12 protein-coding genes are annotated in these 12203 nt (G+C 67.9%); 8 read left to right on the forward strand and 4 right to left on the reverse strand.

Annotated features, from left to right (window positions below; genetic code table 11):
• Positions 1–70: 70 nt before the first annotated feature.
• Positions 71–1570 carry a nucleobase:cation symporter-2 family protein gene (locus tag CFN17_RS03105; RefSeq protein ID WP_208749918.1) on the forward strand — a complete coding sequence of 500 codons (1500 nt, stop codon included), beginning with the start codon at positions 71–73 and terminating at the stop codon, positions 1568–1570.
• A 146-nt stretch (positions 1571–1716) separates the two neighbouring features.
• Here the strand turns inward: CFN17_RS03105 and CFN17_RS03110 are convergent, their stop codons facing one another.
• Complete coding sequence (locus CFN17_RS03110) at positions 1717–2472, reverse strand: IclR family transcriptional regulator (RefSeq protein WP_208749919.1); 756 nt, start codon at positions 2470–2472, stop codon at positions 1717–1719.
• A 197-nt stretch (positions 2473–2669) separates the two neighbouring features.
• Here CFN17_RS03110 and CFN17_RS03115 point away from each other — a divergent pair, with 197 nt between their 5' ends.
• From CFN17_RS03115 to CFN17_RS03135, 5 genes are all read left to right on the forward strand, one after another.
• The gene (locus CFN17_RS03115; protein ID WP_208749920.1) at positions 2670–4094 is read left to right on the forward strand and encodes an NAD-dependent malic enzyme; all 1425 of its coding nucleotides are present in this window, start codon (positions 2670–2672) and stop codon (positions 4092–4094) included.
• Positions 4095–4141: 47 nt separating this feature from the next.
• The gene (gene aceB, locus CFN17_RS03120; RefSeq protein ID WP_208749921.1) at positions 4142–5740 is read left to right on the forward strand and encodes a malate synthase A; all 1599 of its coding nucleotides are present in this window, start codon (positions 4142–4144) and stop codon (positions 5738–5740) included.
• 48 nt (positions 5741–5788) lie between these two features.
• Positions 5789–7069 carry a DUF6986 family protein gene (locus tag CFN17_RS03125; protein ID WP_208751312.1) on the forward strand — a complete coding sequence of 427 codons (1281 nt, stop codon included), beginning with the start codon at positions 5789–5791 and terminating at the stop codon, positions 7067–7069.
• Positions 7069–7881: a bifunctional allantoicase/(S)-ureidoglycine aminohydrolase gene (locus tag CFN17_RS03130; protein ID WP_208749922.1), complete on the forward strand. Its 813-nt coding sequence runs from the start codon at positions 7069–7071 to the stop codon at positions 7879–7881. The genes CFN17_RS03125 and CFN17_RS03130 overlap by 1 nt, the downstream gene beginning before the upstream one ends.
• A 73-nt stretch (positions 7882–7954) precedes the next feature.
• The gene (locus CFN17_RS03135; RefSeq protein WP_208751616.1) at positions 7955–8116 is read left to right on the forward strand and encodes a hypothetical protein; all 162 of its coding nucleotides are present in this window, start codon (positions 7955–7957) and stop codon (positions 8114–8116) included.
• 7 nt (positions 8117–8123) lie between these two features.
• Here the strand turns inward: CFN17_RS03135 and CFN17_RS03140 are convergent, their stop codons facing one another.
• On the reverse strand, positions 8124–8657 hold the full coding sequence (locus CFN17_RS03140; protein WP_208749923.1) for a GNAT family N-acetyltransferase: 534 nt from the start codon (positions 8655–8657) through the stop codon (positions 8124–8126).
• Positions 8658–8778: 121 nt separating this feature from the next.
• On the opposite strand from CFN17_RS03140, the gene CFN17_RS03145 reads away from it, so the two are divergent.
• Entirely contained in the window at positions 8779–9180 is a 402-nt protein-coding gene (locus tag CFN17_RS03145) for a hypothetical protein (protein ID WP_222612656.1), read from the forward strand.
• A gap of 16 nt (positions 9181–9196) precedes the next feature.
• On the opposite strand, the gene CFN17_RS03150 is transcribed toward CFN17_RS03145, so the two are convergent.
• Positions 9197–10717, reverse strand: coding sequence for an HNH endonuclease signature motif containing protein (locus CFN17_RS03150; RefSeq protein WP_261792334.1), 1521 nt, complete (start codon positions 10715–10717; stop codon positions 9197–9199).
• Positions 10718–10781: 64 nt separating this feature from the next.
• A complete protein-coding gene (locus CFN17_RS03155; RefSeq protein ID WP_208749924.1) occupies positions 10782–11579 on the reverse strand; it encodes an IclR family transcriptional regulator in 798 nt (265 codons plus the stop codon).
• Positions 11580–11699: 120 nt separating this feature from the next.
• Between CFN17_RS03155 and CFN17_RS03160 the strand changes: the two genes are divergently transcribed.
• A complete protein-coding gene (locus CFN17_RS03160) occupies positions 11700–12203 on the forward strand; it encodes a tripartite tricarboxylate transporter TctB family protein (protein WP_208749925.1) in 504 nt (167 codons plus the stop codon).

The following is a 12203-nucleotide window of genomic DNA, read 5'->3' on the forward strand; positions in this document are numbered from 1 at the left end:
TAGCCAGTCACCGTTAGCCAGACATTGTTAGCCGGACAACGAAGTCCGCCATGAACCAAGAAAGTCTGCCATGAACACCAAGAAGAAATCAGCCGCGGCGGTCGCCAAGCAGCCCGCCCGCCCCGAAGACCAGCGCCTGCCGCTCGCCAGCACCTTCGCCTACGGCTTCCAGCACGTCCTGACCATGTACGGCGGCATCATCGCCCCGCCGCTGATCATCGGCGCCGCCGCCGGCATGTCGTCCCAGGACATCGGCCTGCTGATCGCCGCCTGCCTCTTCGTCGGCGGGCTCGCCACCATCCTGCAGACCATCGGCATCCCGTTCTTCGGGTCCCAGCTTCCGCTCGTGCAGGGCGTTTCCTTTGCCGGCGTGTCCACGATGGTCGCGATCGTCCACGGCGGCGGCGGCATCCAGGCCGTCTTCGGCTCCGTCATCGCCGCGTCCCTGATCGGCCTGCTCATCACGCCGCTGTTCTCGAAGATCATCCGCTTCTTTCCCCCGGTGGTCACCGGGACGGTCATCACCACCATCGGCCTGACGCTGATGCCGGTGGCCGCCAACTGGGCCATGGGCGGCAACTCCAAGTCGCCGGACTACGGCAGCGTGGCCAACATCAGCCTCGCGGCCGTCACCATGGCGATCGTCCTGCTCCTGAGCAAGGTCGGCAACGCCGCGATCTCCCGGCTGTCGATCCTGCTCGCCATGGTGCTTGGCACCGCGATTGCGTTCGTATTCGGCATGGCCGATTTTTCCAAGGTGGCGCAGGGCGAAATTGTCGCCTTCCCCACCCCGTTCGCGTTCGGTCCGCCCACGTTTGAGGTCGCAGCGATCGTCTCCATGCTGATCGTCATCCTGGTCACCCTGACGGAAACCTCGGCCGACATCATTGCCGTCGGCGACATCGTCGGCTCCAAGGTTGACGCGAAGCGGATCGGCAACGGGCTCCGGGCGGACATGCTCTCCAGCGCCGTCTCGCCGCTGTTCAACTCCTTCACCCAGAGCGCCTTCGCGCAGAACGTGGGCCTGGTGGCCATCACCGGCGTCAAGAGCCGTTTCGTGGTCAGCGCGGGCGGCCTGATCCTGGTGGTCCTGGGACTGCTGCCCGTCCTCGGCCGGGTCGTGGCCTCGGTGCCCACCCCCGTGCTGGGCGGCGCCGGCGTCGTGCTCTTCGGCACCGTGGCTGCCAGCGGCATCCGCACCCTGGCCAAGGTGGAATACCGCAACAACATGAACCTGATCGTCGTCGCGGCGTCCCTCGGCTTTGGCATGATCCCGATCGCCGCGCCGACCTTCTACGACAAGTTCCCGACCTGGTTCAGCACGATCTTCCACTCCGGCATCAGCTCGGCGGCCGTCATGGCCATCCTGCTGAACCTGCTCTTCAACCACGTAAAAGCCGGGAACTCCGACAACCAGTCGGTCTTCGTGGCAGGCACCGAGCGGGTGATCCGCGCCGAAGACCTCAAATGCCTCGCCGAGGGCGACCGCTATGAGAACGGCAAGCTGATCGACTGCGAGGGCAAGGAAGTTCCGGTCGAACCGGCCCGGATAGCCGCCGACGAACACTAGGACAACAGGACACCAGGACCGGCCGCATCGCAACGCGCGCAGACACTGTTGGGGCCCGCAGCCGCGGGCCCCAACGGTCGTGCTTCCGGGATTTTCCAGGCCCGACGGCGGCCCGGCGGCCGGGGCGGCCCGGCCGCCTCGAGCGCCTAGCCCTGCCGCAGCTCCGCGGAGATCGCCTGCGCCGCCTCCCGCAGGAGCGGCACGGCCTTGTCCGCGAAGTTCTGGTCCACCCGGGACACAGGACCGGAGACCGAGATGGCGGACGGCGTCGGGGCGTCGGGGATGGCCATCGCAAAGCACCGCACCCCGATCTCCTGCTCTTCCTCATCAATGGAGTAGCCGCGCTCGCGGATGAGCTTCAGGTCCGCCAGCAGCGCATCGACGTCGCCGATGGATTTGGGCGTAGGCGTCGGCATGCCCTTGCGTTCCACGATTCCGCGGACGGTGGCATCGTCCAGCTGGGCCAGGATCGCCTTGCCCATGCCGGTGGCGTGCATGTAGCCGCGCTTGCCCACCTCGGTGAACATGCGCATGGAGTGCAGCGAGGGGACCTGGGCGACGTAGATGACCATGTCCGAATCCAGCACGCCCATGTTCGCCGTCTCGCCGAGCCGGTCCACGAGCGACTTCAGCTGCGGCCGGGCCAGCGAGCCGAGCTGCTTGTTGGCGGCCTCGCCCAGGCGGATCAGCCGGGGGCCCAGCGCGTAGCGGCGGTTGGGCAGCTGCCGGATGTAGCCCAGGGCCACGAGGGTGCGCAGGAGCCGGTGGATCGTGGGGAGGGGGAGGTCGGTGGAGTTGGACAGCTCACTGAGCGTGACCTCGCCGCCCGCATCGGTGATCAGTTCCAGAAGTTCGAAGACGCGCTCAACGGACTGCACGCCTCCCGAGGGCTTATCAGCCATAACGATTCTCTCCTGCGCGTCGGCGTCGACATTTCTTATCCACATCGTGAAATAAAGCTGAAAACCAAGATACCGCACCGCACCCGCGGACAGCGGACCCGTCAAGGGTTGTTTTTCCACTAAGCAGATAATAATATCCATAATACGAAAACATCTAAGCGAGCGCGGCCCGTCAGGACCGCACCAGGAGGAACTCAATGGCGAACCCCAGCCCCGGAAACTCGATCACCCTGCGCGTGGAGGCTCCGTCTAGCTTCACCGCGACCAGCGAACTCGCGGCGGCCGTCGGCGCCGCCGGAGCGGCCGTCACCGCCCTGGACGTCACCGAATCCCACCACGAGACCCTCGTCGTCGACGTCACCTGCAACACCACGGACGACGCCCACGCCGGCCGCGTCAAGGACGCTCTCAACGCCCTCGACGGCGTCACGGTCCAGCACGTCTCCGACCGCACGTTCCTCATGCACCTGGGCGGCAAGCTCGAGGTGGTCCCGAAGGTGGCCCTGCGCAACCGCGACGACCTCTCCCGCGCCTACACCCCCGGCGTCGCCCGCGTCTGCCTGGCAATCGCCGAGGACCCCGCCGCCGCGCGGAACCTGACGGTCAAGCGAAACACCATCGCGGTGGTCACGGACGGCTCCGCGGTCCTGGGCCTGGGCAACATCGGCCCGGCCGCCGCGCTCCCGGTCATGGAAGGCAAGGCCGCGCTGTTCAAGCAGTTCGCCAACGTGGACGCGTGGCCGGTCTGCCTGGACACCCAGGACACCGAGGAAATCATCCGGATCGTCAAGGCCCTCGCCCCCGTCTACGGCGGCGTCAACCTGGAGGACATCGCCGCCCCGCGCTGCTTCGAGATCGAGAACCGGCTCCGCCAGGAACTGGACATCCCGGTCTTCCACGACGACCAGCACGGCACCGCGATCGTCACCCTCGCCGCCCTGGTCAACGCCCTGCGCGTCGTGGACAAGAAGCTCTCCGAGGTCAGGATCGTGGTCTCCGGCGTCGGAGCCGCCGGCTCGGCGATCATCCAGCTGCTCAAGGCGCAGGGCGCCCGGCACATCATTGCCGCCGGCCGCTCCGGCGCCATCCACCACGGCGCCAAGTACGACGACGAGCACCGCAGCTGGATTGCCGAAAACACCAACGAGGCCGGCTTCTCCGGCACCCTGCACGAGGCCCTGGCCGGCGCGGACGTGTTTATCGGCGTCAGCGCCCCGCACGTGATCGGCGAAGAGCAGGTTGCCTCGATGGCGGAGAACGCTATTGTGTTCGCCATGGCCAACCCGACCCCGGAGATCGACCCGGTGATCGCCTCCCGGCATGCCGCCGTCGTGGCCACCGGCCGCAGCGACTTCCCCAACCAGATCAACAATGTGCTGGCATTCCCGGGCTTCTTCCGTGGCCTGCTCGACGCCGGAGCCTCGGACATCACGCCGGAAATGCTGGTGGCCGCGGCCAAGGCGATCGCCAACCGCGTGGCCGACGACGAACTGAACGCCAGCTATATCATCCCCAGCGTCTTCGACCCGGAAGTTGCCGGCGACGTCGCGGCCGCCGTGGCCGCCGCCGCACGCGCGAACGCCGCGCACGCTGCCGGACCGGCCGTTCCGGCCCACGCCTGATCCGCAGCCCTACCCGCAGCCTTATTCAAGCCCAGGAAGGACCCGCAATGACTCTCACCGTCACCGATCCCCAGCCGATTGACCGGGCCGGGGAAATCCTCACCCCGGAAGCCCTCGCGTTCGTCGAGGAACTCCACGTCCGCTTCGCCGGCACCCGCGCCGAGCTGCTCAAAGCCCGCGCCGTCAAGCGCGAACACGTCGCCCGGACGCACCGCCTGGACTTCCTGCCGGAAACCCAGGAAATCCGCGACGCCGACTGGAGCGTGGTGCCGGCGCCGAAGGCCCTGCAGGACCGCCGGGTCGAGATGACCGGGCCCGCCGCCCCGGCCAAGATGGCCATCAACGCGCTGAACTCCGGCGCGAAGGTGTGGCTGGCCGACCTCGAGGACGCCAGCACCCCCACCTGGTCCAACGTGGTCGAATCCATTCTCAACCTCCGCGACGCCGCTGAGGGAACCTTGAAGTACACCTCGCCCGAAGGCAAGGAGTACACGCTGCGCACCGACGCCCCGCTCGCCGTCGTGGTGGCCCGGCCCCGCGGCTGGCACATGGGCGAACGGCACCTCTTGATCGGCGGCGAGCACACCGTCGGCGCCCTCGTGGACTTCGGCCTGCACTTCTTCCACACCGCCAAACGGCTCCTGGCCAACGGCCATGGACCCTACTACTACCTGCCCAAGATGGAGAGCCACCTCGAGGCCCGGCTGTGGAACGAGATTTTCGTCTTCGCGCAGGACTACCTCGGCATCCCGCAAGGCACCATCCGCGCCACCGTCCTAATCGAGACCATTCCGGCAGCCTTCGAGATGGACGAAATCCTCTACGAACTGCGGGACCACGCCTCCGGCCTGAATGCCGGCCGCTGGGACTACCTCTTCAGCATCATCAAGTACTTCCGCGACGCCGGGGAGAGCTTCGTCCTGCCGGACCGGGCCACAGTGGCCATGACAGCGCCGTTCATGCGGGCCTACACCGAACTGCTCGTCAAGACCTGCCACCGCCGCGGCGCCTTCGCCATGGGCGGCATGGCGGCCGTGATCCCCAACCGGCGTGAACCCGAGGTGACCGCGCAGGCCTTCGAGAAAGTCCGGGCGGACAAGACCCGTGAGGCCAACGACGGCTTCGACGGCTCCTGGGTGGCGCACCCGGACCTGGTCCAGGTCTGCCGCGAGGTGTTCGACTCCGTCCTGGGCAGCCGGCCCAACCAGCTGGACAAGCAGCGGCCCGAAGTCAGCGTCACCGCGGAGCAGCTCCTGGACATCCGTTCCGCCCAGGGCCAGGTCACCGAGGCCGGGCTCCGCCTGAACCTCTACGTCGCCGTCGCCTACACCGCCGTCTGGATCTCCGGGAACGGCGCCGTCGCCATCCACAACCTCATGGAGGACGCCGCCACGGCGGAAATTTCCCGCTCCCAGGTCTGGCAGCAGCTCCGTAACCACTCCGTGCTGGCGGACACCGGCCGGACCGTGACCCGTGAACTGGTGTCTGAAATCCTGGCCGAGGAGACCGAGAAACTCCGGAGCGAAGTGGGTGAGGACGCCTTCCAGCAGCACTACCTGCCGGCCAGCCGCCTGATCGGCGACATCTGCCTGTCCGAGGACTACACCGATTTCCTCACCACCCCGGCCTACGAACTGGTGGGCTGAGGCATGGCAGGTACCTCCGCCGGGCTGCAGCCACCGACACCGGCCTCCATGACGCCAGCCCTCTCGCGAGCCGACCTCGCCAGGATCGACGCGCAGCTCGCCGACACCGACCGGCTGCTGGAGCGCAACTACCCGGGCGACGACGGCTCCCGCCAGCCGGTGCACACCGTCTACGTTCCGGCGGACCGCTTCAGCCCGGTGTTCACCGCGGACTGGGGCGCCCAGGCCCTCGCCGCGGCGGACGCCCGCGGCGGCCTCGAAAGCCTGTGCGCGCTGCAGGGCCAGGACCCGGAGCTGGCGGCCGCTGTCGCGCCGCGGGTCCGCGCCAAGCTCGCCGCCGAGCCCATCGAGGACCTGCGCCTGGACTTTGAGGACGGGTTCGGGGACCGGGGCGACGACGCCGAGGACGCCGCCGCTGTTACCGCAGCGTCCGCCGTGGCCGCCGCCGTCGCCGCCGGCACCGCGCCGCCGTTCATCGGGATCCGCTTCAAGTGCTTCGAAGCCGCCACCCGGGCCCGCGGCCTGCGCACCCTGGACCTGTTCGTCTCGCAGCTGGCCGCGGCCGGGGAACTGCCGGACGGACTGATCCTCACCCTGCCCAAGGTCACCACCGTCGCTCAGGTGGAGGCCATGGACTTCGCCGTGTCCCGCCTCGAGGACGCCCACGGCCTCCCGGCGGGCCGGCTCCGGTTTGAGGTGCAGGTGGAAACCCCGCAGCTCATCCTGGGCCCGGACGGCACCTCGCCGGTGGCGCGCCTGCCGCACGCGGTGCCCGGCCGGATCAGCGGGCTGCACTACGGGACCTACGATTACTCGGCGTCGCTGCAGATTTCAGCGGAGTACCAGTCCATGGAGCATCCTGTGGCTGACTTCGCCAAGGAAGTCATGCAGCTGGCCGTGGCCGGCACCGGCATCCGGCTTTCCGACGGTTCCACCAACATCATCCCGGTGGGCGACAACGTGGAACCGGCCTGGCAGCTTCACGGCCGCTTGGTCCGCCGCTCGCTGGAACGCGGCTACTACCAGGGCTGGGACCTCCACCCGGCGCAACTGCCCAGCCGCTTCGCCGCCACCTACGCCTTCTACCGGCAAGGCCTCCCTGCCGCAGCCTCCCGGCTGCGCAACTATGTGGAGCACACCGCCGGCGGCGTCATGGACGAACCCGCCACCGCACGCGCCCTGGCGGCGTTCGTGCTCCGCGGCGTCCAGTGCGGCGCTGTCGGCGCCGATGAGGTCCTGGCGCTGGCCGGCGTCGGACTCTCCCAACTCACCGTACTGGCCCACCCGCGGCTGGCCGCCTCCACCCCACTTCGAAGTAAGGACCAATAATGGGCAAGTACTACTACCCCCAGGGCGGCCTGCCGCCGCAGACCCACCTCACCACGGAACGGGCCATCGTCACGGAGGCCTACACGGTAATCCCCAAGGGCGTCATGACCGACATCGTGACCAGCACCCTGCCGGGTTTCTCCAACACCCGCTCCTGGATCCTGGCCCGCCCGATCTCCGGGTTTGCCACCACGTTCTCGCAGTTGATAGTCGAGATCGGTCCCGGCGGCGGTGCTCCCAAGGCCGAGTTCGAGGCAGGCGTTGAAGGCGTTGTCTTTGTCACCAAGGGCAAGGTCAACCTGACCCTCGACGGCGAACTGCACCAGCTTGAGGAAGGCGGCTACGCCTACCTGGCCGCAGGTGCCACGTGGGGTCTGGAGAACGTCTCGGATGACATTGTCTCCTTCCAATGGATCCGCAAAGCCTACGAGCGGCTTGACGGTTACGAGGCGAAGTCCTTCGTTACCAGTGATGCCGAAGTGGAACCCACCGCGATGCCGGATACCAACGGTGCCTGGAAAACCACCCGCTTCACGGATTCCAACGACCTGGCCCACGACATGCAGGTGAACATTGTGACGTTCGAGCCGGGCGGGGTCATCCCCTTCCCGGAGACCCATGTCATGGAGCACGGCCTGTACGTCCTGGAGGGCAAGGCGATGTACCTGCTCAACAACGACTGGGTCGAGGTGGAGGCCGGCGACTTCATGTGGCTGCGCGCTTTCTGCCCGCAGGCCTGCTACGCCGGTGGTCCCGGCCAGTTCCGCTACCTGCTGTATAAGGACATGAACCGCCAGATCCGCCTCACCTAAGCGGCACGCCTCGCGGCGGCGAGCATCACCGGGACCCCTTGTGGACCCGGTGATGCTTGCCTAGCCTGAGCCTGTGAAATACGAATCCCTGTGGATCGGAATGCTCGTGGGCGCGGCCCTCGGCTTCGCCATCGGCGTGGCCACGGTGGACAAGCCGTTCACGGGCCTGCTAATCGGCCTCGGCATCGGCGCGCTGGTGGGGCTGGCGGCCCGGAAGGACCCCCGGAAAGGCTAGCCGGTCTTTAGCCGGCGCCGTGCTGGGCGGTATCGGCCCAGTAGCGGCGCTTGCCATTGCGGGAGTCCTCGTAGACCCCGCCGTTCTTTTCGATGGTCGCCCGGGAGCCGGCATTGTCCTCATCGCAGGTGATCAGGACCCTGGAGAGCCCAAGGTCCTTGGCCAGTGGCAGGGCATCCGCCAGCGCCTTGGCTGCGTGGCCGCGACGCCGCGCCGACGGCCTCACGCTGTAGCCGATATGGCCGCCTTCGTTGAGTAGGAAATCGTTCAACTCGTGCCGGATGGCCAGGGAGCCAAGGAACGTGGCCCCTTCGACGATCCACAGGTACGTGCACGGTACGTACCCCGGTTTCCTCGGGCTCTCCGGCAACGCATCGTTGACGAGGGCGTCGACAAAGCGGCGGAATGACGCAAGCTCCCGGAGGTCTTCCAGAGCCCAGTCCTCACCGCCGGCACCGTCCCTGCGGGCGCCGTCGAATTCCTCCGACCCCTCCAGCCAGGATGAGTGGTAGCTTGCGTCCGGAGCGATAAGGTGGGCCATCACAAGAGCGTATGCGAATGGTCCGCCGCGGAGCGGCCTCACGCCCTTGGTCGGCGTGCCGGTTGGCGAGGACTGCACGGCGCCCACGCACAAGGCTCGCCCGGAAAGGGAAGGGGGTGGCGTGCGCGCAAGAAAGCTGACGGTGCAGATCGGCTGGATGTGCCTCGCGGTCGTCAGCCTGGGCATCCTCGTTTTCGGTGTCGTCGTGGCGGTCGCTCCGGTGACCGGGGACGCGCCGCTGTACCGGGCGTACGGGCTGGCCTCGATCGGGCTCGGCTTTTTCGGCGGCCTGATCGTTCTGGTGCCGTACCGGCGCACCGAACGGTGGGCATGGTGGACCCTCTGGTTCTATCCGGTGTTCTGGGCGGTCCACCTGGTCGGAAACCTCCCGCCGGGCACGGATCACATCCACCAGGTCGTCTTCATCGCCCTCTCGTTGATCGGGCTCGCGGCGCCGGTCCGTGCCTTCTTCCCGCGGGGCCGCGGCCCGGCGGAGCCCGGAGTTCCGTCCCGTCTTTCGTGATCACCACCGCCCGTTCTTAGGCGGCCGCGAAGGAAGCCCACTCGGGAAAGGGATCCACAGGCAGAGGCCGGTCGAGGCTGTCGACGTCCTCGAGCAGATCCTCAAGTTCCCAGTCCAGCGGTTCCCGGACCGGCAGCACCCACTCTTGCGGCGCCCACTCCGGCGGTTCCCCGCCCAATGGCGCCAGGTCCGGCGGTTCCCAATCCTGTTCCTCGCTGGGGTAGCAGCGGCCCGAGGGCGAGGTCCAGCCAGGCGGCTTGTCCCGCGTCGCGTCGACAGGATTCCAGGGCGTGGCGTGTTTCAGCCGGTGGTGCTTGGGACACGGCTGGCCAAGGTTGGTGATGCCTGTGCTGCCGCCGTCGTCCCAGGCCAGCAGGTGGTCGGCCTCGTTGTCCAGGGAAGGGTTGCTGCAGCCGGGGAACGGACATCGCCCGTCCCTCAGCCGAAGCCATTGGCGCATCGCCTTAGGAATCCGGTAGCTGGTCCGGCCGATCTCCAGGGGCGCCCCGCTGCGAGGATCTGTCAGCACCCGCAGGAACGATGTTGCGCCTTCCCCGACAATCCGGCGTGCCATGCTCGCCGGGATGGGCCCGTATCCGTCCAGCATGGACGGCTCAGAGCCGGTTCCCAGGAGCGACAGCACCGGAACGGTGACCAGCACCTGGGCGGTTGGGGACGGGGTTCCTTCCGCCACGCCACGGAGCAGCCAGTCAGCGGCGACGTCTGCGCGGAGCTGCGTCAGCGTCCGGGGTTCGTCGGGCCCCTGAAGTGCGCGTGCGGCCTCCGTGGCCCGGGCCCAGATACCGGACGCCGTGTCCGCGGGCATGTACGAGGAGAGCCAGGCCATGCCATCCCGGTCCGGGGCGTATTCCAGCCGGCGGTCCGCGGCACTCCTGCGGTGGCGCGCCTCGATGCTGACCGGATGGTGCCGCTCCCGCCAGCTGCGGGCTTTGGCGCGGAAACGGGCGGGGACGAGCTCGCCGGCGGGGCAGCCCCGCGCGGCCCGGGGAGCGTCCGGGTCAAGGAAGTGAGCTTCGAGGGCCGCTGCGGCCGGGGGTTCCAGGGCCGACGTTTCGTCGCACATCACGCGCGCGTGCTGCCAGGACAACATGCCTTCCTGCAGCGCGCCAAGGGTCAGCGGCAGCGCGGTGGCCAGGGTGCGGGCGTCCGACAACAGGGCAGCGGCGCTGCGTTCGCTCACCGTCAGGACGCCCGCGACCTCAGCGATCAGCGACATCTCGTGCATCGTGTGCTCTTGCGGCGACCGGGCAGGGGCTGCCAGGGTCTCGGCAGCATCCGCGTACCCGGCGGCGAAGTGCACCTTCAGCCCGGCCAGCCGGGCTTCCATCCGGGCCACCTCCGCCAGGCCGTCCAAGTACGCGTCCGCCTGGTCCCGCAAAGGATCGGACCCGGCCAAAGACGCACGCCCGGACACAGACCCGGGCGCGTGCCCGGCCGCACGGGCGGCGAAAACGGCCACGGCAGCAATGGAGTCCTTCATGGCCTCCACCACTTCCGCAACCGCCTTGGTTTCCATACCCACAGCATCGCAGGGGGCACTGACAAAAACGCCTCCGCCCGGGCAAGGCCGGTCGGAAAGGTCAGTAGACGGTTCCCTCGAGCAGTTCCGCCAGCCGGCCTGCCGCACGGCGCAGTTCGGGGACACCGGCTTTCATACCGTCCTCGGTGGCCGCCTCCACCGGACTCGTCAACGCAATGGATTCGCTGGGCAGCCCGCTCCTGTTGATCGCGATGGCCACCGAGAGCACGCCGTTGGCGCGCTCGTCGGCCGAGAAGGCGTAGTCCGTGCCGGGTTCGGGCAGCCGGGCCTTGAGCTCGGCAAGGCTGAAGGAGGTCGGCTCGTGCCCCGCCGCCACCGCCGCCTGCACCACTTCCTGCAGGTGGCTGTCCGGTGCGCCCGCAAGCAGGATTTTGCCGGCGGCGCCGACGGTCAGGGGAAGCCGCTTGCCCAGCGGCATGTCATACCGGAGCGGAGCATCGCCGTCGACGCGCGCCACGAGAATACGTTCGAAGCCCAGCCGGGTGTACAGCGAGGCGGTCATTCCCGTTTGCGCCGCGACCTGTTGAAGCACCGGGCGGGATGAGGTCACCAGGGGGTCGTTCTCCAGGTAGCTGCGTGCCGCGGGAAGCACGGCCGGCCCGATCCGGTAAGTCTTGTCGATCTGGCTGACCATGCCGAAGTCCTGCAGGACACGCAGGATCCGCAGAGTGGTCGGCAGGCTCATGCCACAGGTCCGCGCCAGATCGCTCAGCCGTTGAGGCCGGTCCGCCCGCTGCAGTTCCGCGAAAACCTCCATCGCCCGCGAGAGCGAGCGCATGTTGGACGGCTTTCCGCCGTCTTCCGCTGCAGCGCCTGGCCGCGTGCTGGTCACCGTCATTCTTTCATTCTATGTAACTTCGGGGCCGCAAAGGCATCTTGACAGTACCTGTGGGCCGTGTCACTATTTCTTCTGACGTAAGAGACTTTCATTCTATGAAAGCATTTGGAAGGCAATTTGATGACAATGAAGTCGACCCTGACCCAAGCCCCGGCCCGGGCAAGGCCAGCGCGCAGCGTTCTGACCGGCATCGGCGCATTCGGCGCCTTGGGCGTCTATGTACTCATCAGCTCGGTGGACCTCGGCCTCTGGACGTCCCTCGGGCCGGGACCCGGCCTGTTCCCGTTCGCCATGGGCGCGGTACTGGCTGCAATGTCGGTCGTGTGGCTGTTGCAGGAGCTCAAGAAGCCAAGCGCGGCCGGCGAGGGCGCGGACCGCGGCCTGGTGATCGCCGTCGTCGTCAGCCTGCTGGTGCTCGCCGCTGTACTGGACCTGCTCGGCTTCCAGCTGAGCATGTTCCTGTTCCTGATGTACCACCTGAAAATCCGCGGCGGCAGGAGCTGGCTGTCCTCACTGCTGATCGGCCTGGCCGGCAGCGTCGGCGCGTTCTATGCCTTCAACTACGGCCTGAACGTGGCCCTCCCCGTCTCAGCCATTCCTGCGCTGAACCTGATCGGACTCTAG

This window comes from Arthrobacter sp. PM3, assembly GCF_003352915.1.
In the GTDB taxonomy this organism is placed as follows: Bacteria; Actinomycetota; Actinomycetes; order Actinomycetales; family Micrococcaceae; genus Arthrobacter.